We start from the raw sequence: 24,141 nt of genomic DNA, 5'->3' as shown, positions 1-24,141 counted from the left end.
CATCCTTATCAAGTAGTCAAAAACGAAGTTACTCGCCCTCGCCGCTTGCTAGCAAGCACCCATGCCCAACTGCATCAGCGCCAGCCCGCCCTGATGCCAGCCCCACCAGGACAACGCCAGCAGCAAGGCGCAGACGGCCGCTACAGCGATCCGCGGCCAGAGACTGTTCATATCGCCCCCACCTGCGCTTGCAGACGCGCTACCGGCCGCTCACGCACCGGCCAGTTCAGGGCGGCGGCCAACAGGCTCAAGAGAATCGCCATTTGCCAGATCAAGTCATAACTCCCGGTTCGGTCGTACACGACCCCGCCCAGCCAGCCACCGAGGAACGCGCCGAGCTGGTGAAACAGGAACACTATGCCGCCGAGCATGGACAGGTTTCGCACACCGAACAAGGTCGCCACGGTACCGTTGGTCAACGGCACGGTAGACAGCCACAGGAAGCCCATGGCCATGCCGAACAGATAGGCCGTGGTGGTGGATACCGGTGCCCACAGGAATAGCGTGATGACCACTGCCCGCAGCAGGTACAAACCGGTGAGCAGACGCGGCTTGGACATGCGCCCGCCGAGCCAGCCGGCGGTGTAGGTACCGAAGATGTTGAACAGGCCGATCAGCGCCAGCACCGTGGTGCCGACCGTCGCCGGAAGATGTTGATCCACCAGATAGGCCGGCAGGTGCACGCCGATGAACACCACCTGAAAGCCGCAGACAAAAAAGCCGAACGCCAGCAGCCAGAACCCGGAGTGGGAGCAGGCTTCGCGCAGTGCTTCACCCAGAGTCTGTTCATGGCCCAATACCGGCAACGGCTTGTCCTTGAGCATGCTCACCAACGGTACGATCAGCGCCACCAACAGACCCAGCACCAGCAAGGCCGCCGACCAACCCAGCCAGCCAATCAGCCCCAGGGTGCCAGGCAACATGGCGAACTGACCGAAAGAGCCAGCGGCACTGGCGATGCCCATGCCCAGGCTGCGCTTCTCCGGCGGCACTGCGCGGCCGACTACGCCAAGAATCACCGAGAATGAAGTGCCGGACAAACCGATGCCGATCAGCAGACCGGCACTCAAGGACAGGGTCAGCGGCGAGTCGGAAAGCGCCATGCAGATCAATCCTGCCGTGTAGAACACGCCACCGATCAATACCACTTTCGCCGCGCCGAAGCGGTCGGCCAGGGCGCCGGTGAAGGGCTGGGCCAGCCCCCAGATCAGGTTCTGCAAGGCGATCGCAAAGGCAAAGACTTCACGCCCCCAGCCGAACTCTGCGCTCATCGGCGCCAGAAACAGCCCGAAGCCATGTCGCACTCCCAGAGACAACGCAAGGATCAGCGCACTCCCCAGCAGAACCCAACCGCACGTACGCCACATCGATGTCATTGTTCTTCTCCGGTGCGGGTATATACCCGCTTAAGATCGAACAAACTGGCATCAAGCCAGTTCGTCCAACAGCTTCAACAATATTTCGCGCTTCTCGGCGCCCAGGCGATCGACCAGGCGTTGCTGCGCCGCCTCCCAGGCCGGCAATGCCGCCGCAAGGCGTTCGGCACCGGCGTCGGTCAGCAGGACAATGCGGTTACGCATGTCTTCGCCCTCGACCAGCGTCACCAGACCTTCGCCTTCCAGCACCCGCAAGTTACGCCCCAGGGTGCTGCGATCCAGCCCCATGGCCTCGGCCAGGGTGGAAATACTCGGCTGATCCAGGCGCTGCAGGTTGCACAGCAAAGAATACTGGGCAACGTTGATCCCGAAGCCGTCGAGAGCGCCGTCGTAATGCCTGCTGACGCCACGGGCGGCGCGACGCAGGTTGATGCATAAACATTGGGAATCGAGCATGGTGCGTGTATATACCCGTGAATCGGTTAAATCAAGATACAGGATTGCACAGAAGATCAAAAGATCGCAGCCTGCGGCAGTTCCTACAGGGCAACGCGGTCCCTGCAGGGGCTGCCGCAGGCTGCGATCTTTTAAACCTTCAGGTCAACGCCAACCCCACCAGCACCCCAACCTCCAGCAGTTCGAGCAACGCTCCAGCCGTGTCACCCGTCGTCCCGCCTAATCGCCCTACCATTACTTGGCGCAACCAGACGAATCCAATAGCCGCCAACACCACTGCCACTACACCGCTCAAACCGCCGATCAGCACACACGCCAGCCCGCTAGCCGCCAGTACCCGCCAACCCGCCGCACGCGGCAGATGGTCAGCCAATGCCTGACCCAAACCTGCGGCGCGAACATAGGGGGTACTCAGGAACAGCCCGAGCATTGCACTGCGCCCGATCAAGGGCACAATAATCAGCGCAACCGCCTGCTGCTGCTCGATCAACGCCAGCAGCGCAGCAAATTTCAGCAGCAACACCAACACCAGCGTGACCACCGCTATAGGCCCGCTACGCGGGTCTTTCATGATGGTCAGCGTACGCTCACGGTCGCCAAAACCGCCGAGCCAGGCATCGGCGCTATCCGCCAGGCCATCCAGATGCAGCCCGCCGCTGAGCAGTACCCAAACGCTCAGCAGTAACGCCCCGTGCAGCAACGTCGGTATGCCCAGTAACAGCCAGTTCACCACCCACAGAATGGCGCCAAAGAGCAATCCCACCAGCGGATAAAACAGCAGCGACCGCCCCAACTCCCGGGGCTGCGGCATGCCCGGCAGACGAATCGGCAGGCTGCTGAGAAACTGCAGGGCAATCCAGAACGGCAACATGGTCAGAGCGCTTCCCTTAACAATCCACCGGACTCCACCGTCAGCGAAAACAGCGCCCCATGCCCCACTTCAACGTTGAGCAACTGCTCGCGGGGCAACCCCCGGGCCTGCGCCAGCAACAGGCGCATGACACCGCCGTGGCTGATCAGCAACACCCGCTCGCCTGCGCAGTTCGCGTGCAACCGCTCGATCGCTGCCAGCACCCGGGTCGCAAAGTCTGTGACCGGCTCCCCCTGGGGCGGCGTGAACGAATACGGATTCGCCCAGAACAGGCCGAGGGCTTGTGCATCGGTTTGCATCAACGCCGCAGCGCTCTGCCCTTCCCAGGCACCGAAGTGCAGCTCCTGCAGATCCTTTTCCAGCTGCACGGGCACAGTCAATTGCTCGCCCAGCTCTTGCGCGAATAGCGCACAACGCTGCAGGGGCGAACTGATCAGCCGATCCCACGGGCCCTGCTCAACCACCGCCGCGCGCATCTGCGCCCAGCCCGTGGCGGTCAGGGCATCGTCGAGGCTGCCACGCAGGCCGCCGCCGAGCTCGGTTTCGCCGTGGCGCAGCAGATCCAGGCGCAAGGTCATGCCGGACGATCCGCCACTGCGGCTTCGGCGAACGTCGCCATCTGCCCGTGCAGGTCACACGCCAGACGCAACAACGGCACAGCCAGAGCCGCGCCACTGCCTTCGCCCAGGCGCAGACCGAGATCGAGCAAGGGGTGCGCGTTCAAGGTCTCCAGCACATGGCGATGACCCGGCTCGGCTCCCCTGTGAGCAAACAGCAGCCACTGACGACACTCAGGGTTCAAGCGCACCGCGACCAGCGCAGCGACACTGCAGATGAAGCCGTCCACCAGCACCGCAATACCTTCCTGCGCGCACGCCAGATAGGCACCCACCAGCGCCGCGATTTCAAAACCACCCAGGTTGAACAGGGTCTGCAAGGCATCGCCACGCTGCGCATGGTGCAGCGCCAACCCACGCTCGATAACCTGCGCCTTATGGCTGACACCTGCGGCATCGAGCCCGGTGCCCGGCCCGGTCAAATGGGTCACAGGGCAATCGAGCAAAGCACAGGCCAGGGCGCTGGCCGCTGTGGTGTTGCCGATGCCCATTTCGCCACCGATGAACAATTGTGTGCCCGCCGCTTTGGCCCGCTGCACGCTGTCACGACCGGCCTGCAAAGCCAGTTGGCCCTGGGAACCGGTCATCGCTGGCCCCTGCACAAAGTTTGCCGTGCCGGCGCCGATGTTCAAGTGCCGCACGCCCGGCAGATTGAGCGTCGGCGTGATCGTGCCCAGATCCACCACTTCAAGGGAGGCGCCCAACTGCCGTGCCAGCACACTGATCGCCGCGCCACCGCTGACGAAGTTGTGCAGCATCTGCCCGGTGACTGCCTGGGGAAACGCCGACACCCCCTCGGCGACTACGCCGTGGTCGCCGGCAAAAATGGCGATCCATAGCTGATCCAGGCTCGGTTTGACCCGCCCTTGCAAACCGGCAAGCTGCACTGCCACCGACTCCAGCTCACCGAGAGAACCCGCTGGCTTGGTCAGTTGCTGTTGGCGCGCCTGCGCCTGTTCGAGCACTTGCGCATCGATCGGCTGGCACGGGTTCAGCCACCAGGATTGAGTCATAACGCAGTTCCTTTCAGAGTCAGGGGCAGGCCCGCCACGGTCAGCACGACTCGCTGACAGCGCTCGGCCAGGGCTTGATGCAGCCAACCGGCTTCATCGACGTAGCGGCGAGTCAATTCGCCCAGTGGCACGACACCCATTCCGGTTTCGTTGCTGACAAAAATGACTTCACCCGGCAAGGAAGCCAGGCAGTCGAGCAAGGCTTCGCGCTCGGCGTGCAGGCGTTCGGGGTTGTCGAGCATCAACAGGTTGGTCAGCCACAAGGTCAGGCAATCCACCAGCAGGCAACGGTCACTGCCGGCGTTTTCGCTCAGGACCCGGGCCAGTTCCAGGGGTTCTTCGACCAGCGCCCATTCGGCGGGACGGCGGGCGCGGTGATGGGCCACGCGATCGCTCATTTCACCGTCCAAGGGCTGGCTGGTGGCGATGTAGGTCACCTGAAGCTGACTGTCTGTTGCCATTTTTTCGGCCAGGCGACTTTTGCCGGAGCGCGCGCCGCCGAGGATCAGTTGGAGCATGGTTTATTCCTTAAGAACTTCGGTGAGGATGCAGGCCTATTCGCGGGCAAGCCCGCTCCCACAAGGATCGGGGCTGTTCACAATTTTGGGCACAATCACCGACCCGGTGGGAGCGGGCTTGCCCGCGATGGCGCCCTCAAACTCACCTCAAATCCCACAGAGCTGCCGCAGCTGTCGGGTATCCAGATGCTTCTCCACCAAATCTGCCAAGCGCTCGATATCGCGTTCGCGCAAGGCGTGGTAATCCACCGCCTGCACATCCTGCAAACCTGCCCAGCGCAACAGCGCGCTGCACGCCGCCGGTGACTCGAACAGGCCATGCAGATAGGTGGCGAAGATCTGCCCGTCGGCGCTTTGCGCACCATCACAGCGACCGTCATCGAGTTGCACCGCTGCGTTTTCCAGGGCCGGCCCGGTGGTCACGCCGGCGTGAATCTCATAGCCGGCAACCGGCGCATCTTCAAGCGCCAGGCGACCGCGCACATTGCGCAACTGTTTCTCTTGTTCGAGCTGCGTCTGGAACGCCAGCAAGCCCAGGCCGGCGCTGGAGCCCGGCGCCCCTTCGAGGCCGAGCGGGTCGTGCACTTGCTCGCCGAGCATTTGCAGGCCGCCACAGATACCCAGCAACTTGCCGCCGTAACGCAGGTGGCGGGCGATAGCGCTTTCCCAGCCGTTGGCGCGCAGATGAGCGAGGTCGCTGCGCACACTTTTCGAGCCGGGCAGAATGATCAGGTCGGCAGGCGGTATGGCCTGGCCGGGGCCGATGAATTGCAGGTCCACCTGCGGATGCAAGCGCAAAGGATCGAAATCGGTGTGATTACTGATGCGCGGCAGCACCGGCACCACGACTTTCAAGACCTGGTCGGCCTTGGCGGTCTGGCGCTGATCGATGCCGTCCTCAGCCTCCAGGTGCAGATCCATCACATACGGCAGGACGCCGATCACCGGCTTGCCGGTGCGTTGTTCCAGCCAGTCTAGACCCGGTTGCAGCAAAGCGATGTCACCGCGAAAACGGTTGATGATGAACCCCTTGACCCGCGCCTGCTCGCTCACCGACAGCAGTTCCAATGTGCCCACCAGATGGGCGAACACGCCACCGCGATCGATGTCGGCAATCAGCACAACCGGGCAGTCCACCGCTTCGGCAAACCCCATGTTGGCAATGTCACCGGCACGCAGATTGATTTCGGCCGGAGAGCCCGCGCCTTCGACCATGACCAGCGGATACGCCGCGCTCAGGCGCTCGTGGGAGGCCAGCACCGCCTGCATGGCGATGGTCTTGTAGTCGTGATAGGCGACAGCGTTCATGGAGGTGACCGCACGGCCATGAATGATTACCTGGGCGCCGGTGTCGCTGTTGGGCTTGAGCAGCACCGGGTTCATGTCAGTGTGCGGTTCGAGGCCGGCCGCCTGGGCCTGCACCGCTTGCGCGCGACCGATCTCGCCACCGTCGGCGGTCACCGCGCTGTTGAGGGCCATGTTTTGCGGCTTGAACGGCACCACCCTCACGCCCTGGCGCGTGACCCAGCGACACAGCGCGGTCACCAGCGTGCTTTTGCCTGCATCCGACGTGGTGCCCTGCACCATCAGCGTGGTCATTGGTTATCCTTGGCGTATTCTTCGAAAGCCTGACTCAGGCGCACCCAATCCGCCTCTTCGCCAGGCAGGCCGAAGCGCAGACTGCTGTTGTGGGTGAACAAGCGCAGCAGAATGCCGCGCCGGGCCATGAACTCATACAGTTCTTCGGCGCACTCGGTGATCAGCCACTGGAACAAGGCGCAACCACCCTGAGGTTTGAAGCCATATAGGTCCAGCAGCGCGGCCAGGCGTTCGCTGGCCTGCTCGGCGCGCTCTCGTTGCCTGGCCTGCGCTTGCGTATCGCGCAGGCAGGCTGCACCCACCACCCGGGTCGGCCCGCTGACCGCCCATGGCCCCACTTGCTCGGCCAGTAACTTGAGCAGCCTGCGCTCGGCCAGCACGAAGCCCAGGCGCACACCGGCCAGACCAAAAAACTTGCCGAACGAACGCAATACAATCAAACCGACCTGGTGGGCAAATGGCGCCAAACTCAGTTGCGGCGTGTTGTCCATGAAAGCCTCGTCCACCACCAACCAGCCACCGCGCTGAGCCAGTCGCGAGTGCCAGTCGAGCAAGCGAGCGGGCGTCAGGCTCAACCCCGTGGGGTTATTCGGATTAACCACCACCAGCACGTCGAGGCTGTCCAGGAAGAAGTCGACTTCATGCTCCAGCACTTCGCGCACGATGTAACCGTTGCGACGCCATGCTTCGGCATGCTCGGCGTAACAGGGCGACAACACGCCGACCTTGCCCGCACGACGCAAGCGCGGCAGCAGTTGAATGGCCATTTGCGAGCCGGCCACCGGCAAGGCCTGCAAGGTGCCGTAATAATCGCAGGCAGCCTGCTCCAGTCCATCGTCGGTTTCCGGCAAGCGCGCCCAAGCCCGCAACGGAATGTCCGGCACTGCAAAAGGCCAGGGGGCAAGGCCGGTGGACAGGTCGAGCCATTCGGCTTCGTCTATGCAGTAATCGAGCGCCGCCTTGCGCAATCGTCCACCGTGTTCAAGCATAAAATTCGGCCCCTATGCACAGGATCAGCAGCCATAACCATACCCCGCGCTGGACCAATTGCCAGCCCCGGTCGATCGAGTCGGCATCCGCCGGCAAGCCTTCGCCCAACTGCGGACGCTGATGCAGTTCGCCGTGATAAATCGCCGCCCCACCCAGCTCCACGCCCAGCGCCCCGGCTCCCGCCGCCATCACCGGACCGGCGTTGGGGCTGTCCCAGGTCAGCCCCTGGGTGCGCCAGCATTTGATCGCCAGCCGGGTTTTGCCAAGCACAGCGTAAGTCAACGCCACCAGCCGCGCAGGAATGTAGTTGAGTACGTCGTCGATCTTCGCCGCGGCCCAGCCGAAGCGCTCGAAGCGCTCATTGCGATAACCCCACATCGCATCCAGGGTGTTACTCAAACGATAGAGCACGACGCCCGGCGCTCCGGCCACGGCAAACCAGAACAACGCGGCGAACACCGCGTCACTGCCGTTTTCCAGCACTGACTCGGTGGCGGCACGGGCGACCTCGGTTTTATCCAGGTCAGTGGTCTTGCGGCTGACCAGATAGCTCACCCGGGTGCGCGCCTCCTCCAGGTCATCCCTGCGCAGCGCTCTGGCAACTGGCTCTACATGCTCGCCGAGACTGCGCATGCCGAGCGCGCAATAAAGCGCGAGGATCTCGACAATCCAGCCAACATAAGGCGCCCAGGAAAATGCGGTGGCCAGCAGAGTCAGCGGCAATACGGCGATCACCCAGGCGGTGACGCCATGGCTGCGCCAGCCACGCCCACCACCATTGAAACGTTGCTCGACGCGCTCGGCAAAACGGCCGAACGCCACCAGCGGATGCCAGCGTTTGGGTTCACCCAGCAGCGCATCCAGCGCCACTGCGGCGACACTCAACAACGCCACACTCATTGACTCACTCCCCAATAATTTTCGTACAGCAGTTCGCTCAACGGACGCGCTTGCGCCCAGCCTTCGAGTACCAGCATCGGCGCTGGATAGAATTCTTTGACCGGCCCCAGGCACAGCACCGCGAGGGGTTTGGCGCCGGGTGGCAATTTCAGTAGATTGGCCAGCGCCTGCGGTTCGAACAGAGATACCCAGCCCATGCCCAGCCCTTCGGCGCGGGAGGCCAGCCACAGATTCTGAATGGCGCAGGACAACGACGCCATGTCCATTTCCGGCAGGGTGCGGCGGCCGAAGATATGTCGCTCGCGATCATCCATCAGCGCGGCGACCAGCACTTCGGCGCAATCGCTGATGCCTTCGACCTTGAGTTTCATGAACTCATCGCTGCGCTCGCCGAGTGCTTCGGCGGTGCGGATACGTTCTTCTTCCACCAGTTGCCGGATCTGCCCGCGCAGCGTTCTATCGCTGATGCGGATGAAACGCCATGGCTGCATCAGGCCGACGCTGGGTGCCTGGTGTGCGGCTTCGAGCAGGCGCCGCAGTAGTTCGGGCTCGACGGTGCCGTCGCTGAAATGGCGCATGTCGCGGCGTTCGGCGATGGCGCGGTAGACGGCAGCGCGTTCGGCTTCGGAAAAGGCGTTGTCAGTCATGGCCTCTTCGCGGGCAAGCCCGCTCCCACAGGGTTCTGCATTTCTTCAGGCAATACATCAATCCTTGTGGGAGCTGGCTTGCCAGCGAAGGCGGCTTCAGGCTCGGGGGCAAATAGTGCGGCAATCGCTGATGGGTTGGATGGAAAATAGAAGTGCACGTAGGAAGCCGTCATCCGCCCCTCGCGATAAACCGCCTCGGCCCCACGTCCGCCATTCGGGCTCAAGCCTCGGGCAATCGGCTCAAGTCCAGTGGTGGTCAGCGAATGGTGATACGTGTGCCCACGCAGCACGCCCTCTGGCAACTCCACCGTTTGCAACGCCAGCGCCGCCAGACGCTCTTGCATGACAGCCTCACCCGGCAACAAACCGACCAGTTCGGCGCGGGCGCCCTCGACATCGGTCAACGAGTCGAGCAGGTAAAGCATGCCGCCACACTCGGCCAGTAGCGGTTTACCAGCTGCATGGTGGGCGCGTATCGCCGCCAGCATCGACGTGTTCCGCGACAGCGCCACGTGATGCAATTCCGGATAACCGCCCGGCAGATACAAACTGTCCGCCTCAGGCAAACCACTGTCGCGGATCGGCGAAAAGAATGACAACTCGGCGCCCATCGCGCGCAGCAGATCCAGGCTCGCGCCGTAGGTGAAGGCAAAGGCTTCATCACGGGCGATGGCAATGCGCACGCCGGCCAGTAACGGTTCGACTTCAAGCACATCGGGAGTCGCAAACTCTACCGCCGGTGGCAGCGTTACTTCGCAACTGCTGGCCAGGGCGTCGGCCGCGGCATCGAGACGCAAGTCGAGATCGTTCAATTCACTGGCCTGGACAAGTCCCAGGTGCCGGCTCGGCAATTCGATCCCGGTCTCACGGGACAAGGCACCATACCAGCGCAACCCTTCGGTGAGGCTGCCTTCGAGCAATTGCGCGTGACGCTGGGTGCCCACGCGGTTGGCCAGCACCCCGGCAAATGGCAAGTCCGGTTGATAACGCGCCAGACCCAGGGCCAGTGCGCCAAACGTCTGCGCCATGGCGGTGCCATCGATGACACCCAACACCGGCACACCAAAATGCCGGGCCAGATCGGCACTGGACGGCGTGCCATCGAACAGGCCCATGACCCCTTCGATAAGGATCAGGTCGGCCTCGCCGGCGGCTTCCCACAACAGGCGACGACTGTCCTGTTCACCGACCATCCACATGTCCAGTTGATACACCGGCGCACCGCTGGCGCGTTCGAGGATCATCGGATCGAGAAAGTCGGGTCCGCACTTGAACACCCGCACCTTGCGTCCCTGATTGCGATGCAAGCGGGCCAGCGCGGCGGTGACGGTGGTCTTGCCCTGACCGGAAGCCGGCGCGGCAATCAGCACCGCCGGACAATGACGGGATTGCTTCACAGCTCGACGCCTTTCTGCGCCTTGATCCCGGCCTGGAAGGCGTGCTTGATCATGCCCATTTCGGTGACGGTGTCGGCCAGCTCGATCATTTCCGCTTTCGCGGCGCGGCCGGTAACCACCACGTGTTGCATGGGCGGGCGGGCCTGCAGGTCGCTGAGCACCAGATCGAGGTCGAGGTAGCCGTGCTTGAGGGCGATATTCAATTCATCGAGTACTACCAGGCCTATGGCAGGGTCACGCAGCAGCTCGCGGCAAACCTGCCACGCCGCTTGCGCGGCGGCGATATCGCGCTGACGGTCCTGGGTTTCCCAGGTGAACCCCTCGCCCATCACATGAAAGCGCACCTGCTCGGGGAAACGCCGGAAGAACAGTTCTTCTCCGGTGCTGTTGCGTCCCTTGATGAACTGCACCACGCCGCATTGCATGCCATGGCCCATGGCGCGCGCGAGCATGCCGAAAGCCGAACTGCTCTTGCCTTTGCCGTTGCCGGTCAACACCAGCAACAGGCCGCATTCATTCGGGGAATTGGCGATGCGTTCGTCGATCACGGCTTTTTTGCGCTGCATGCGCGCCAGGTGACGTTCGTCACGATCGGGGGTATCAGTCATGGGGGAGCTCTCCGTTGAGTCTGGATAACGGCGGGCAGGCACAAGAATAGGTGGCAACAAGCCTGGCATCGCCCACCGTGATGCCACTGGATGAATCAGGCCGGTCTCCGGGCTCATGAGCGGCTTTGCGCCAGGCTGCGCGCCTTCCCATGTCGACAATGGACACAGTGGCTCAAGGCGCAGCTTTCACTCATTTACCGTTGCGGGGGCAGCGCCGGGATTGTGGGCTTTCGAACCCATCGAAGGCTCACTCACCGGCTTCCCTGTTTCACTCTGTCGACCCAAGCCACAGAGCACCTGAAACAAGCCGCGAAGGTTAGAGGGTTGGGGGTGGAGCGTCAATTAAAGCCGGGACGCTGGGGAGCAATTAAGTGCGCTGATCAATAATCCGACAGCCATCTTGTGCCTTGGCCCCAGCAGTGATATCAAAGCGCCATAAACTTACTACACAATAACAAGGGTGAACCCCATGCAAGGCATGATCATCAGCAATCCGAAGCTGGAATTCCTGCGCCCGGCGCTGGAACGCTGGTTCGACTGCATCGACCGTTACAACGCCATACGTGGCGACGCTGAAACGCCGTACTGGCACGACGAAAAGGCCAATCTTGGATTGCTCTCCGTGGCAGCCTGGATGGCCGAAATGGTCACCCTGCAACAGACGCAAACCCGCAAACAGACCGAAGAAGGCGAACGCAACAGCCGCGCCGATCTGTTTCTCGCGACACCCGACACCCGCGCCTACATCCAGACCAGCCAGCGCTGGCCACGGGTCAACAGCCTCAATGTGACTCAGGCATTGCTCGACGTCACCAGCGATGCCAGGCGCCTGAGTCATGCCAGCGAGCTGAAACTGGGCTGCCTGTTCGTCGCCCCGCACAAAGCCCAGCAGGGTGCCACACCGGAAGAGCTGCAGGACATGGTCGACGACCTGCAAAAGGAGCATACCTGCGCCGTGGCTTGGTACTTCCCCTACGCCTATCGCAAGTTGCGCAACGAGGCCGGCAACTACCACCCCGGGATTGCCGTGCTTTTCAAAGAAGCTCGCACCTGAGGCGTTGAACCTTCGCGCGATAACGCTTCTCTATGATTAGAAGAAGGTATTCATAGGGAAGCCCAGCATGCGCACCTCCCAGCTCTTTGTCATGATTACGCTCGTCGGTGGGCTCGCCGCCTGCGGTGAAAGCGCCAGCCTGAAAGTCGCCGACGGCACCGGGCCGTCCCCCCAGCTCCCGCAACCCAACAAAACCCTGCTGCCGACGATCAACATAGCGCCGGCAACAGGCTGGCCGCAGGGCGCGAAACCGGTCGCCGCGACAGGAACTCAAGTGGCGGCGTTCGCCGAAAACCTGGACCACCCTAGATGGCTGTACGTGCTGCCCAACGGCGACATTCTGGTGGCGGAAACCAATGCGCCACCCAAACCCGATGATGGCAAGGGCGTTAAAGGCTGGGTAATGAAGAAGGTCATGGGCCGCGCGGGTGCTGGCGTACCGAGCCCGAATCGAATCACATTGTTGCGCGACAAGGACCACGACGGCGTTGCCGAAACCCGCACAGTGTTCCTGCAAAACCTCAACTCGCCGTTTGGCATGACCCTGGTCGGCAATGACCTGTACGTGGCCGACACCGACCGCCTGCTGCGTTTTCACTATGAAACCGGCGATACGGTGATCAAGGCGCAACCAATCAAAGTGCTCGACCTGCCGGGCGGCACGCTGAATCACCACTGGACCAAAAACGTCATCGCCAGCAAGGACGGTAGCAAGCTGTACGTTACCGTTGGCTCCAACAGCAACGTCGCCGAACACGGCATGGACAAGGAAGAGGGTCGCGCGGCGATCTGGGAAATCGATCGCACCACCGGCAACCAGCGGATTTTCGCCTCCGGCCTGCGCAACCCCAACGGTATGGACTGGGAACCGAAAAGTGGCGCGCTGTGGACGGCGGTGAACGAGCGGGACGAGATCGGCAGCGACCTGGTGCCGGACTACATTACCTCGGTCAAGGACGGTGGCTTTTACGGCTGGCCGTACAGCTACTACGGCCAGCACGTCGACGTTCGCGTAGACCCGCAAAACCCGCAACTGGTGGCCAAGGCCATTGCTCCGGATTATGCCGTCGGCCCCCACACGGCCTCCCTTGGCCTGACCTTCGCCGAGGGCAGCAAGCTGCCTGCGCCATTTACCCAAGGTGCTTTCATCGGCCAGCATGGCTCATGGAACCGCAAGCCGCACAGTGGCTACAAAGTGATTTTCGTGCCCTTCAACGCTGGCAAACCCGCCGGGCCGCCAGTTGATGTGCTGACCGGTTTCCTGAATGACGAGGAGCAAGCCATGGGTCGGCCGGTAGGCGTGGTGATAGACCGGCAGGGTGACTTGCTGGTGGCCGATGACGTGGGGAACAAGGTGTGGCGGGTGTCGGCGGTCAAATAACCGCGACGCGCCCTTAACTGTAGGAGCGAGCATGCTCCGGGCGGCGTTCCGACGATGAACTCAAGAACACCGCGGGGTATCAGACTCCCCGCGTTATCGTTAACGCCCATCGCGAGCATGCTCGCTCCTACAGAGGGGCGTCAGCGTTTGCGGCAAAGGGTAAGCCCATCCCCCAACGGCAACAACGACAGATCCACCCGCGCATCCTCCTTCAACGCTCGATTGAGCGTCTGGATGGCACGGGTGTCCGCACTCTCGGGATCGCTCTCCAGCACCCGCCCACTCCACAGCGTGTTATCGAAAACCACCAACCCGCCTGATCGCAACAAACCCAAGGCATGTTCCAGGTATTGCGGGTAATTGGCCTTGTCAGCATCGATGAATACCAGGTCGAACTGCCCGCCCTGCCCTTGCCGTTCAAGCTCGGCCAGGGTTTCCAAAGCCGGCGCCAGGCGCAGGTCAATTCGCTCGGCGAGGCCGGCCTCCTGCCAGTAACGGCGTGCGGTAGCGTTGTAGTCCCCCGGGATATCACAGCAGATCAACGCACCGTCCGCCGGCAAAGCCGCCGCCATGCACAGCGCGCTATAACCGGTAAAGGTGCCAACCTCCAGCACACGCCTGGCACCGGTCAGTTTCACCAGCAGAGCAAGAAACTGCCCCTGCTCCGGTGCCACCTGCCAACGCGCCATGGCTAACGCCTGGGTTTCATCGCGCAGGCGCTCGAGCAACGGCGTTTCGCGCAGGGAAACATCAAGCAGGTATTGATACAAAGCGTCGTCAAGGTTGAGTGTGCGGGCGGTCATGGCCACAACCTCGGGCTACTACGGATTACGCGCCAGGTGCTCAGGTTCCAGCACACGCTTGGCACTCAGATAGGCCTTCTGCCAATACGCCTTGGACAAACTGTCGAGCTTGACCGTGCCACCCGTGGCCGGTGCGTGCACGAAGCGTCCCTCGCCGACATAAATCCCGGCATGGCTGACCTGGGAGCCGCCATTGGTGGCGAAGAAGATCAGATCGCCGGTCTGCAGGCCTTCCTTGCCCACGTTGGCCGCTCGCATGGAGATCATTTCGCGAGTGGTTCGCGGCAGGGAGATCCCCGTGACATCACGGTACACGTAGGCGATCAACCCACTGCAATCAAATCCGGAATCCGGTGTGTTACCTCCCCAGCGATAAGGTGTACCCACAAGGCCCAGGGCGCGAAACAGCACATCTTCCGCTTCAGGTGAAAAGGCTTGTGAGGATCCGAATACGATGGGCGCGCGAACCACCGGCGCAGGAGGCGGTGTGCGACTGGCGCAGGCGCTGAGCAGCGCTGCGAAGCAGATGATTGCGAGGCGGGCCGAGGTCATCATTAGCAGTGCATCCTGATCTGGCTGCGGCTTTTTTCTGCCGGGAGTGCAGAAAAGAAAACCGCCTGCGTGTCACGCAGGCGGTTTGCCATCATTCGTAGATCAGAATTTTAGCGGCTACGCGGCAAACTTCAAGTAAGACTTTAAGTTAACCCTACAAAATGTCGGATTACTTGCGCGCCGTGACGATTGCAGGGCTTGCCGCCGGAGCCATCGCAAGGGCGCGCTTGGCTTCGATGAAGGTCTTGCTCCAGTAGCTGTCGCCCAGGCTATCGATGCGCACACCACCGCTGCGGCGGCTGCTGGAGTGGATGAACTGGTTGTCGCCCAGGTAGATGCCGGCGTGACTGACGCGACCGCGACGACCATTGGTAGCGAAGAACAGCAGGTCGCCCGGCTCAAGCTTGCTGCGTGAAACCAGCGGCGCATCGACGTTGATCATTTCGCGAGTGGAACGCGGCAGATTCATGCCCGCCTCTTCGCGGAACAGGTAACCGATGAAGCCACTGCAATCGAAGCCGGCTTCGGAGGTACCGCCGAAACGGTAACGGGTACCGATCAGGGACATGCCACGTTCGAGGATGCTGTCAGCCAGAACCGGGAGCTGGTACGACTTGCCATCGGCGAAGTCAGCCAGTTCTTTTTCAGTGGCCAGCTCTTCCTGAAAAACGCTGGAAGACTGGGCGGTAACAGAATTTTTTACCTGCTGTTGCGGGGCTTGCTCGGACACCGGAGTGTGGGCAGCGCAACCAAACAGAAGGGTAACGAGTGCGAGAGGCACGAGGGGTGCGAAGCGATTTAGCATGGGCACGACCGTGGCTGAAGTTGTAAAGAAGCCGAGACTATGCCCGCTATCAACCTCATTTGCAAATTCAATCAATCTTTTTGTGACTTATCAGTTTCTCGTTAACATCTAAGCGCTTAAGCCCATTTTGAAAAGTCGCGCAGCCTGCAACCCTGCAGGAAAGCGTGTTTTCTGGCGCCTGAAATATGCCGAGCCGGCCAAATGCCCCGGTTTTAGCGGGCTCTACCAGCCCAGGGTTTCTTTGAGGAACGGGATGGTCAGCTTGCGCTGAGCCTGGAGCGAGGCCTGATCGAGACGCTCGAGCAACTCGAACAACGCACTCATGCTGCGGGTACCGCGAGTGAGGATGAAATGCCCGACTTCGTCGGTCAGGTGCAGACCGCGACGTGAAGCGCGCAATTGCAGGGCACGCAATTTGTCTTCATCGGAAAGCGGACGCATCTGGAAAATCAGCGCCAGGGTCAGGCGGGATTTGAGATCCGCCAGCTTGACCGGCAATTCGCGAGGCGAGGTCGATGCTGCAATCAGCAGTCGTCGGCCACTGTCGCGCAAGCGATTGAATAGATGAAACAGTGCTTCTTCCCAGTCGGCTTTTCCGGCCACCGCCTGCAGATCATCCAGACAGACCAGCTCGTATTGTTCGAGGTTGTCGAGAATCTCAATGCCGCGATCGAGCAACTCAGCCAGCGGCAGATACACCGCAGGCTCCCCCAACTGTTCGAAACGCAGGCAAGCCGCCTGCAACAGATGCGTACGCCCTACCCCGTCCTTGCCCCAGAGGTAGATCAGGCTCTCGGTCCAGCCGGCGTCGGCTTCGCACAGCCGCTCGACATAGCCGAGTGCAGCGGCGTTGGCGCCTGGGTAATAGTTGATAAAGGTGGCGTCGTCACGCAGACGCACACCTAGGGGCAGCTGAATCGGTTTCATGCTGACTGAACAGTTCCAAAGGAACCGTTAGTGGCCTCTGTGTAAAGTTTGCGAAGTTTATACCCGTGAAGCTGGCCGCACAATGCGACAGACCACAAGCAAAATCAAAGGTTTGCGTTAACGCACTGGTTTTATGACAGTTTCTTTGGCGGTACATGTGACAGTCAGATGACGGACAAGGGCCACCCCGGCATCAAACCGGGTAGCCGATGAACCCCGGCGACAACCTTATTGCCCAGGCCCCTCTACGTTGCCATAGGCATTTGAAACCTTATATAGGTCATGCATATGTCGCACCAGCACCATGATCACCGCCGCAACGGGCAACGCCAGCAGCACGCCGGTAAATCCGAACAGCTCACCACCGGCCAGAATCGCGAAGATCACTGCCACCGGGTGCAGGCCAATCCGGTCGCCCACCAACAGCGGCGTCAGCACCATGCCCTCCAGCGCCTGGCCGACCATGAAGACGGCGGCGATGCCCATCATCGGATACAGATCGCCACCAAACTGGAACAGACCCGCGATCAATGCCGCGCCAATGCCGATGATAAACCCCATGTACGGCACAATCGCGGCCAGGCCGGCAATCATCCCGATCAACAGCCCCAGCTCCAGGCCCACCAGCATCAGGCCGGCGGAGTAAATCACGCCCAATGCCACCATCACCAGCAACTGCCCGCGAATGAACGCACCGAGTACTTCATGGCATTCATCCGCCAGGGCGACAACGCGCTCTTCGCGATCACGGGGCAGCAGGCCGCGGATCTTGGCCATCATCAGATCCCAATCGCGCAGCAGGTAAAAACTGACCACCGGAATCAACACCAGATTGGCCAGCCAGCCAATCAACGCCAGGCCTGAAGCCGTTGCTTGCGTGAGTACCACGCCGACAATGTCGGATGTCTGGCCCACATGTTCGCTGATTGCCGCCTTGAGCTTGTCGAATTTCCAGAAACCTTCCGACAATCCGAACTTCGATTGCGCCCAGGGCAACGCCGTATGCTGCAGCCAGTCGAGCATTTGCGGGGCCAGCTCATACAAATGAAACAACTGCCTGGCAAGCATTGGCACCAGCACCAACAGCAGCGCGCTGAAGATCAGGGTAATCAGCGCAAACACCGCGACCACGCTCCAGGTCCGTGACAGCCCGGCCTTCTCCAGCCGGTCGACCACCGGATCAAACAGATAAGCCAGCAGCAACGCCACCAGGAACGGCGTCAGGATCGGATGCAGCAACCAGATAAAACCACAAAGCAGGACCACCCCACCAAGCCAAAACCACTGCCGCGTATCGGCCATGCACAACTCCTGCTTTTATATAAGGAAAGAAAAACTACCAGCGAAAACTCAACTGAGGCGTAGGCGCAGGCGCAGGCACAACAGCCGGTGCCGAACCGTCTGCCGCAGGCTGAGCCGGGGCTGGCGGCGCACTCACCGGCTGCTCCTGCAACCTCGCCAGCGACAGTTGCGCACGCAACTGGTCGGCGCTGCCATTGACCCGATAGAGAATCCGCTCGCCATTGACGCTTTGCACACGCCCGCCAAAGGGCTCCAGCAACCGCCCAAGCGTCGCATACCGCTCAAGGTTCATGCCCTGAACCTCGAGCAATTGCTGCCCCGTAGCGCCCGGTTTGGCGACGAATCGCGGCGCCAGGCGCTCGTTGACCGCCAGCATGACTGCATCGGCCACGCCGGCCTGGTCAGCACCCTGGACGCTGCCTGCCTCTTTCTGGTCGCCCAGCCACAGCCGCCAATTGGCTTGCCATTGCCCACCTTCTTCACGGGCATGCACCGCCAGCAACGCATCGGCGTTGTAGCGCTCGGAGGCAGCATGCAAAGGCGCCGGATCGGCGCTTTCCAGGTTCGGCGCGGTGGCTACTATCTGCTCATTCAGGTCCGCCAGCGGCAGACGCAAGGGCAAACCACGGTGTTGGGCCGCCCGCCGCAGCGGCGCCGCGCTGGCCTGACCGTCACCCACCAGGCTGGTTCCCTCGGCAGATTCGTTCAGCCACCAGCCCAGGATCGACGGCCGATTAGCGCCCCACATGGGTAATCCGGCACGGCGCAAGGCCTGCTCGGTGGTGCCCGGATCGAAATCGACTTTCAACACTTCCGGTGGTCCGGCATCAAAGCCGTACTGGCTGATGATTTGCTGAGGGTCCTTGCGAATGGCCGCCAAACCCGGACTTTGCGCGGCTTTTGGATCGCCGGTCAGGCGCACCACCAGCGTATCGAGTGCCCGCTGAGTGGCCTGATCGCGCTCCTCTGCGGACTGCCCATTCACCGGCTCGCGCACCTGATAAAGGCCTTTGACGGTTTCTGCATGGCTGATCAGGCTGAACAAGGACAGACAACCCACAAACAAGAATTTACATAAACGCATGGAAGATTCCTGACGACAAGAGCGGCTGGAACTGACCGCATGAAGACAATAGAGCAAGGCTGTGACCCTCGCCCGACGCAAAACATTCACAGGTACCGGGTAAGTTTTCGCACTGTCATAACGATAGCCGGTTAATTGCGATACCTTTATACAGCCATGCAGGATGCCACCGACACCGAGTCTGTAGCGGTTTTTTTAAGCGGATATGACCCTGTGGTCGGCCTGAGGATGGCCGCTGCGGCTCAAGCCTGATAAAATCGCGCGCCTTCGCAGACCGGCAACAGCCGGGCAGTGTCCGAATAGCGTGCAAGGCTCTCGCCTACGCAGTTTCGGCGTTCCCGCTGGGCTCGGTCGTTACCCAGAAATCCCCCCTAAAGGCCTGGATCATGAGCAAGCAACCCTCCCTGAGCTACAAGGACGCCGGTGTAGACATCGACGCCGGTGAAGCATTGGTCGAACGCATCAAGAGCGTCGCCAAGCGCACTGCGCGCCCGGAAGTCATGGGCGGCCTGGGCGGTTTCGGCGCCCTCTGCGAAATCCCGGCTGGCTACAAGCAGCCTGTGCTGGTTTCCGGTACCGACGGCGTCGGCACCAAGCTGCGCCTGGCACTGAACCTGAACAAGCACGACAGCATCGGCATCGACCTGGTTGCCATGTGCGTCAATGACCTGGTGGTGTGCGGCGCCGAGCCGCTGTTCTTCCTCGACTACTACGCCACCGGCAAACTGAACGTCGACACCGCTGCTCAGGTTGTGACCGGTATCGGCGCAGGCTGCGAACTGTCGGGATGCTCCCTGGTCGGCGGTGAAACCGCTGAAATGCCGGGCATGTACGAAGGCGAAGACTACGACCTGGCCGGCTTCTGCGTCGGCGTCGTGGAAAAATCCGAAATCATCGACGGCTCCAAAGTCGCTGCCGGCGATGCCCTGCTCGCCCTGCCGTCTTCCGGCCCGCACTCCAACGGTTACTCGCTGATCCGCAAGATCATCGAAGTGTCCGGTGCCGACATCGAAAACACCCAGCTCGACGGCAAGCCCCTGACCGACCTGCTGATGGCCCCGACCCGTATCTACGTGAAGCCGCTGCTCAAGCTGATCAAGGAAACCGGCGCTGTCAAAGCCATGGCCCACATCACCGGTGGCGGCCTGCTGGACAACATCCCGCGCGTTCTGCCAAAAGGCGCCCAGGCGGTGGTTGACGTGGCGAGCTGGACCCGCCCGGCAGTGTTCGACTGGCTGCAAGAGCAAGGCAACGTCGACGAAAACGAAATGCACCGCGTGCTGAACTGCGGTGTGGGCATGGTCATCTGCGTGGCTCAAGAGCACGTAGAAACCGCCCTGAAGGTTCTGCGCGAAGCCGGCGAACAGCCATGGGTCATCGGTCAGATCTCCACCGCTGCCGAAGGCGCGGCCCAGGTCGAACTGAAGAACCTCAAGGCACACTGATGCAAGAGCGGATGTCCAACACCTGTGATGTCGTGGTGCTGCTCTCCGGCTCCGGCAGTAACTTGCAGGCCTTGATCGACAGCACGCGGACCGGCGACAGCCCGGTCCGCATCGCCGCGGTGATTTCCAATCGTGCCGACGCCTACGGCCTGCAACGCGCCAGGGATGCGGGTATCGACACCCGTACCCTGGATCACAAGGCGTTCGAGGGCCGCGAAGCCTTCGATGCCGCGCTGATCGAACTGATCGACGCCTTCAACCCAAAACTCGTGGTACTGGCCGGATTCATGCGCATTCTCAGCGCCGGATTCGTGCGCCACTATCAGGGTCGCCTGCTCAATATCCACCCGTCGCTGCTACCCAAATACAAGGGGTTACACACCCATCAGCGCGCGTTGGAGGCCGGCGACACCGAACACGGCTGCTCCGTTCACTTCGTCACCGAGGAACTCGATGGCGGACCACTGGTCGTACAGTCAGTAATACCCGTAGAGTTGCAGGATTCGCCGCAGAGTCTGGCGCAGCGAGTCCATGTTCAGGAACACCTGATCTACCCGATGGCCGTACGCTGGTTTGCCGAAGATCGTTTATTGCTCGGCGAGCAAGGTGCTTTACTGGATGGACAGTTACTTGCGGCCAGCGGCCACTTGATTCGACCCTAGGAGATTTTATGCGTCGCGCCATGCTCTTCGCTTGCGCTCTGCTCGCCCTGCCCTTTGCCCAGGCGGCAGAACTTCAACCTTTCTCCGCCAGCTACACCGCCGACTGGAAACAGTTGCCCATGAGCGGTACCGCCGAACGTAACCTGGAAAGTCTCGGCGATGGAAAATGGAAGCTCAGCTTCAAGGCATCGATGATGATCGCCAGCCTGACCGAAGAAAGCACCCTGACCCTGGACAAGGACACCTTGCTGCCACAGTCCTACCACTTCGAACGTGGCGGTCTGGGCAAGGCCAAGAAGGCCGACCTGGACTTCGACTGGGCCAGCAAAATGGTCACCGGTACCGATCGCGGTGACGCGGTCAAGATTCCACTCAACCGCGGCATGCTCGATAAATCCACCTACCAGTTGGCGCTGCAGCACGACGTCGCCGCTGGCAAGAAAAGCATGAGCTATCAGGTAGTCGATGATGGCGAAGTCGATACCTATGACTTCCGCGTGCTGGGTCCGGAAAAAGTCGACACCAAGGCCGGCCAGATCGATGCGATCAAGGTCGAGCGCGTACGCGACCCGACACAAAGCAAGCGCATCACCGTGCTGTGGTTCGCCAAGGACTGGGACTATCTGCTGGTTCGCCTGCAACAGGTAGAAACCGACGGCAAGGAGTACAACATCATGCTCCTGGACGGCAAGGTCAACGGCAAGGCCGTCAAAGGCAACTGATCCGCACCGATACGACAAGCCCCGCACTCGCGGGGCTTTTTTTTGTGAATCAAAAGACCGCAACCTGCGGCAGCCCCTACACCGATCTCTAAGCTGCAGCAGGCTGCGATCTTTTGATTTGCCCCCGAAGCAATCCATTGGAACGCGAATCCAGCGTAATGCTCTATACCTTCAAGATCTTTTTGATCGAATGATTTTTCCTGCTACCAGCGAGGTTTGCTATGACTGTTACCGTCAATACCGTCTCCGCCGAAGGTTTTCGCCACAGCGTACAAATCGATGAACACGAACTGTTTGCCGACGTGCCCGTCACGGCTGGTGGCGAAGGTTCTGCTCCCGAGCCCCACGATTATTTCGATGCCGCACTGGGAGCCTGCAAAGCCCTGACCCTGAAGCTGTATGCCAGGAAAAAAGACATTCCGCTCACTGGAGTAGGCGTCGAGGTCAAGCGCGACAACAGTCAGGAGAACAAAGGCCAATACGCGCTGCACGTCAAACTGACCCTCAAGGGCGTGCTCACCGATGCCCAGCGCGATGAACTGCATCGTGTGGCCGATCGCTGCCCGATCCACAAGCTGATGACCACCAGCGACGTCAGCATCGAAACTCACCTGTCCGAAGGTGCGTTCAGCCAATAGCGGCAAGGGTTGAGCAAGCGGGTTATGCTCGACAGCATCACCCGCTCAACCTGGAATTCACCATGAACACTCCGCTCGTGATCCGCCCTCGCGCCGAAGATGTAGAAGGCCAGCCGATTCTGCGTCCATTGCCGTCGGCCAAATGTCGCAGCGTCGGGCCATTCGTGTTTTTTGACCACATGCTGGAAACCCGTTATCCGGCAGGTAAAGGCATGAACATCCGCCAGCATCCACATATCGGCCTGTCCACCCTCACCTACCTGTTCCAGGGGCAGATCCAGCACAAGGACAGCCTCGGTTCCGATCAGGTGGTGGACGCCGGAGACGTCAGCTGGATGACCGCAGGCAGCGCCATTGCCCACGTCGAACGCACGCCGCAAGCTCTGAAGGACAGCGGTTTCACCATGCATGGCCTGCAGATCTGGCTGGCCTCGCCCAGGGATCACGAACAGGGGCCGGGGCACTACAGCCATCATCCGGCGGCGACACTGCCGGTCAGCGAAAACCTTGGGGTGAAGATCCGCATGATTGCCGGAACAGGCTTTTGCCTGGAATCACCAGTGCCGGTGCTTTCACCGACGCTGTACGCGCAATTGGAGCTGCAAACGGCGACGACGCTGGTGATTCCCACCGAGCATCAAGAGCGTGCGCTGTATGTATTGAGCGGCGAGGTGCAACTGGATGGCGAACTACTGGAGCCGCATTCGCTGGTGGTGCTGCCGGTCGGGGAAGAAATGACACTGTTCGCCGAGAGCGACTGTCATGCGGTGCTGTTTGGCGGTGCGCCGCTGGATGGGCCACGACGGATCAACTGGAATTTTGTCGCCAGCGACCCGGCGGCTATCGACGAAGCACGCCGGCGCTGGGCGGCCGGGGATTGGCCGACAGTGCCGGGGGAAGTTGAGCGGATCGAGTTGCCCTGATTTCTCTGGTGCCTGGCTGGCCCCTTCGCGAGCAAGCCCGCTCCCACAGGGTTCGACGGTGAATCAAACCCTGTGGGAGCGGGCTTGCTCGCGAAGAGGCCGGTACAGGCGCCGACTGAGTCAGCCCTTGAACACTTCATCCAGCAAATTGTGCATCGAGGTGAACGCCCGAGCCGCGATCTTCGCGTCATACATCATCATCCCCGGCACCTGGGCGTGCGGGTCGGTGAACGAGTGGAACGCACCGCCGTAGCTGAGCAACTGCCAGTCCACCCCGGCCGCGTTCATTTCCTCTTCGAACGCCGGCAGTTGCTCCTTGGGTACCAATGGATCGGAAGCGCCGTGCAGCACCAGCACCTTGCCCTTGATGTTGTTCGCATCGGCCGGGTTCGGCGTATCGAGGGTGCCATGGAACGACACCGCCGCTTTCACTGGCGCACCGGTACGGGCGAACTCCAGCGCACAGCAACCGCCAAAGCAGAAACCGAACGTCGCCAGCTTCGAGCTATCGACCACCGCCTCACCCTGGCTTTGCAGCTGTTCGAACGCCACTTGCATGCGCTTGCGCAGCAATGCCCGGTCATCCTTCAACGGCATCATCGCCGCGCCCGCCTCGTCGTTGTTCTGCGGGCGAAGTGATTGGCCATAGATGTCCGCGATCAACACCACGTAACCCTTGGCTGCCACCGATTTGGCAATCTCTTCGGCACCGGCGCTGACGCCCATCCAGTTCGGCGCCATCAACAGGCCCGGGCGCGGGCCTTTATGGTCAGCGTCGAAGGCCACACGACTTTCATATGGCTGGCCGTCAATCTGATAGACAACGGAACGTACAGTGACTTGGCTCATTT

General features: G+C 61.4%; 27 protein-coding genes and 1 riboswitch. Of the genes, 7 read left to right on the top strand and 20 right to left on the bottom strand.

Annotated elements, in window-relative coordinates:
• Positions 1-48: 48 nt before the first annotated feature.
• From ASE98_RS27485 to cobO, 13 genes are all read right to left on the bottom strand, one after another.
• Positions 49-171 carry a hypothetical protein gene (locus tag ASE98_RS27485; RefSeq protein WP_007977581.1) on the bottom strand — a complete coding sequence of 41 codons (123 nt, stop codon included), beginning with the start codon at positions 169-171 and terminating at the stop codon, positions 49-51.
• Positions 168-1,376, bottom strand: a complete 1,209-nt coding sequence (locus ASE98_RS11630; protein WP_060541508.1) for an MFS transporter — start codon at positions 1,374-1,376, stop codon at positions 168-170. The genes ASE98_RS27485 and ASE98_RS11630 overlap by 4 nt, the downstream gene beginning before the upstream one ends.
• Before the next feature lie 51 nt (positions 1,377-1,427).
• Entirely contained in the window at positions 1,428-1,832 is a 405-nt protein-coding gene (locus ASE98_RS11625) for a MarR family winged helix-turn-helix transcriptional regulator (protein ID WP_060541507.1), read from the bottom strand.
• A 139-nt stretch (positions 1,833-1,971) separates the two neighbouring features.
• Positions 1,972-2,703, bottom strand: a complete 732-nt coding sequence (locus ASE98_RS11620; RefSeq protein WP_060541506.1) for an adenosylcobinamide-GDP ribazoletransferase — start codon at positions 2,701-2,703, stop codon at positions 1,972-1,974.
• A gap of 2 nt (positions 2,704-2,705) precedes the next feature.
• Complete coding sequence (gene cobC / locus ASE98_RS11615; RefSeq protein ID WP_060541505.1) at positions 2,706-3,281, bottom strand: alpha-ribazole phosphatase family protein; 576 nt, start codon at positions 3,279-3,281, stop codon at positions 2,706-2,708.
• On the bottom strand, positions 3,278-4,333 hold the full coding sequence (gene cobT / locus ASE98_RS11610) for a nicotinate-nucleotide--dimethylbenzimidazole phosphoribosyltransferase (protein ID WP_060541504.1): 1,056 nt from the start codon (positions 4,331-4,333) through the stop codon (positions 3,278-3,280). The genes cobC and cobT overlap by 4 nt, the downstream gene beginning before the upstream one ends.
• Positions 4,330-4,851, bottom strand: coding sequence for a bifunctional adenosylcobinamide kinase/adenosylcobinamide-phosphate guanylyltransferase (gene cobU, locus ASE98_RS11605; RefSeq protein ID WP_060541503.1), 522 nt, complete (start codon positions 4,849-4,851; stop codon positions 4,330-4,332). Before cobU ends, cobT begins: the two co-directional genes overlap by 4 nt.
• A 147-nt stretch (positions 4,852-4,998) precedes the next feature.
• Positions 4,999-6,450 (bottom strand): cobyric acid synthase, encoded by a 1,452-nt coding sequence (locus ASE98_RS11600; RefSeq protein WP_060541502.1) that lies wholly within the window; start codon positions 6,448-6,450, stop codon positions 4,999-5,001.
• The gene (gene cobD, locus ASE98_RS11595; RefSeq protein ID WP_060541501.1) at positions 6,447-7,439 is read right to left on the bottom strand and encodes a threonine-phosphate decarboxylase CobD; all 993 of its coding nucleotides are present in this window, start codon (positions 7,437-7,439) and stop codon (positions 6,447-6,449) included. Before cobD ends, ASE98_RS11600 begins: the two co-directional genes overlap by 4 nt.
• A complete protein-coding gene (cbiB, locus tag ASE98_RS11590) occupies positions 7,432-8,340 on the bottom strand; it encodes an adenosylcobinamide-phosphate synthase CbiB (RefSeq protein WP_060541500.1) in 909 nt (302 codons plus the stop codon). The genes cobD and cbiB overlap by 8 nt, the downstream gene beginning before the upstream one ends.
• Entirely contained in the window at positions 8,337-8,987 is a 651-nt protein-coding gene (gene bluB / locus ASE98_RS11585) for a 5,6-dimethylbenzimidazole synthase (protein ID WP_060541499.1), read from the bottom strand. Before bluB ends, cbiB begins: the two co-directional genes overlap by 4 nt.
• The gene (locus tag ASE98_RS11580; protein ID WP_060541498.1) at positions 8,984-10,384 is read right to left on the bottom strand and encodes a cobyrinate a,c-diamide synthase; all 1,401 of its coding nucleotides are present in this window, start codon (positions 10,382-10,384) and stop codon (positions 8,984-8,986) included. Before ASE98_RS11580 ends, bluB begins: the two co-directional genes overlap by 4 nt.
• Complete coding sequence (cobO, locus tag ASE98_RS11575; RefSeq protein WP_060541497.1) at positions 10,381-10,992, bottom strand: cob(I)yrinic acid a,c-diamide adenosyltransferase; 612 nt, start codon at positions 10,990-10,992, stop codon at positions 10,381-10,383. The genes ASE98_RS11580 and cobO overlap by 4 nt, the downstream gene beginning before the upstream one ends.
• Positions 10,993-11,073: 81 nt before the next feature.
• Positions 11,074-11,308: riboswitch (cobalamin riboswitch) on the bottom strand.
• Between the two features lie 153 nt (positions 11,309-11,461).
• On the opposite strand from cobO, the gene ASE98_RS11570 reads away from it, so the two are divergent.
• Together ASE98_RS11570 and ASE98_RS11565 are read left to right on the top strand one after the other, a co-directional pair.
• Positions 11,462-12,046 carry a hypothetical protein gene (locus tag ASE98_RS11570; protein ID WP_060541496.1) on the top strand — a complete coding sequence of 195 codons (585 nt, stop codon included), beginning with the start codon at positions 11,462-11,464 and terminating at the stop codon, positions 12,044-12,046.
• 67 nt (positions 12,047-12,113) lie between these two features.
• Positions 12,114-13,427, top strand: a complete 1,314-nt coding sequence (locus ASE98_RS11565; protein WP_060541495.1) for a PQQ-dependent sugar dehydrogenase — start codon at positions 12,114-12,116, stop codon at positions 13,425-13,427.
• A 140-nt stretch (positions 13,428-13,567) separates the two neighbouring features.
• On the opposite strand, the gene ASE98_RS11560 is transcribed toward ASE98_RS11565, so the two are convergent.
• The 6 genes from ASE98_RS11560 to ASE98_RS11535 all read right to left on the bottom strand — a co-directional run bounded on the left by ASE98_RS11560 (position 13,568) and on the right by ASE98_RS11535 (position 18,900).
• The gene (locus ASE98_RS11560; RefSeq protein WP_060541494.1) at positions 13,568-14,230 is read right to left on the bottom strand and encodes an O-methyltransferase; all 663 of its coding nucleotides are present in this window, start codon (positions 14,228-14,230) and stop codon (positions 13,568-13,570) included.
• A gap of 18 nt (positions 14,231-14,248) precedes the next feature.
• Complete coding sequence (locus ASE98_RS11555) at positions 14,249-14,785, bottom strand: C40 family peptidase (protein WP_060541493.1); 537 nt, start codon at positions 14,783-14,785, stop codon at positions 14,249-14,251.
• A gap of 166 nt (positions 14,786-14,951) precedes the next feature.
• On the bottom strand, positions 14,952-15,587 hold the full coding sequence (locus ASE98_RS11550) for a C40 family peptidase (RefSeq protein ID WP_060541492.1): 636 nt from the start codon (positions 15,585-15,587) through the stop codon (positions 14,952-14,954).
• Between the two features lie 222 nt (positions 15,588-15,809).
• The gene (hda, locus tag ASE98_RS11545) at positions 15,810-16,514 is read right to left on the bottom strand and encodes a DnaA regulatory inactivator Hda (RefSeq protein ID WP_007898944.1); all 705 of its coding nucleotides are present in this window, start codon (positions 16,512-16,514) and stop codon (positions 15,810-15,812) included.
• Positions 16,515-16,742: 228 nt separating this feature from the next.
• The gene (locus ASE98_RS11540) at positions 16,743-17,816 is read right to left on the bottom strand and encodes an AI-2E family transporter (protein ID WP_060541491.1); all 1,074 of its coding nucleotides are present in this window, start codon (positions 17,814-17,816) and stop codon (positions 16,743-16,745) included.
• Between the two features lie 34 nt (positions 17,817-17,850).
• Complete coding sequence (locus ASE98_RS11535) at positions 17,851-18,900, bottom strand: DUF2066 domain-containing protein (protein ID WP_060541490.1); 1,050 nt, start codon at positions 18,898-18,900, stop codon at positions 17,851-17,853.
• A 386-nt stretch (positions 18,901-19,286) separates the two neighbouring features.
• On the opposite strand from ASE98_RS11535, the gene purM reads away from it, so the two are divergent.
• The 5 genes from purM to ASE98_RS11510 all read left to right on the top strand — a co-directional run bounded on the left by purM (position 19,287) and on the right by ASE98_RS11510 (position 23,290).
• Positions 19,287-20,345, top strand: a complete 1,059-nt coding sequence (purM, locus tag ASE98_RS11530) for a phosphoribosylformylglycinamidine cyclo-ligase (protein ID WP_060541489.1) — start codon at positions 19,287-19,289, stop codon at positions 20,343-20,345.
• Between the two features lie 11 nt (positions 20,346-20,356).
• On the top strand, positions 20,357-21,007 hold the full coding sequence (gene purN, locus ASE98_RS11525) for a phosphoribosylglycinamide formyltransferase (RefSeq protein WP_060541594.1): 651 nt from the start codon (positions 20,357-20,359) through the stop codon (positions 21,005-21,007).
• An 8-nt stretch (positions 21,008-21,015) separates the two neighbouring features.
• A complete protein-coding gene (locus ASE98_RS11520) occupies positions 21,016-21,729 on the top strand; it encodes a DUF3108 domain-containing protein (RefSeq protein ID WP_060541488.1) in 714 nt (237 codons plus the stop codon).
• 221 nt (positions 21,730-21,950) lie between these two features.
• Positions 21,951-22,367 (top strand): OsmC family protein, encoded by a 417-nt coding sequence (locus tag ASE98_RS11515; RefSeq protein WP_060541487.1) that lies wholly within the window; start codon positions 21,951-21,953, stop codon positions 22,365-22,367.
• A gap of 62 nt (positions 22,368-22,429) precedes the next feature.
• A complete protein-coding gene (locus ASE98_RS11510) occupies positions 22,430-23,290 on the top strand; it encodes a pirin family protein (protein WP_060541486.1) in 861 nt (286 codons plus the stop codon).
• Positions 23,291-23,410: 120 nt separating this feature from the next.
• Here ASE98_RS11510 and ASE98_RS11505 read toward each other — a convergent pair whose 3' ends face one another.
• Complete coding sequence (locus ASE98_RS11505; RefSeq protein ID WP_060541485.1) at positions 23,411-24,139, bottom strand: dienelactone hydrolase family protein; 729 nt, start codon at positions 24,137-24,139, stop codon at positions 23,411-23,413.
• Positions 24,140-24,141: the final 2 nt, after the last annotated feature.

This window comes from Pseudomonas sp. Leaf48 (genome assembly GCF_001421885.1).
GTDB lineage: Bacteria > Pseudomonadota > Gammaproteobacteria > Pseudomonadales > Pseudomonadaceae > Aquipseudomonas.
This window is presented reverse-complemented; position numbering and strand designations above follow the sequence as displayed.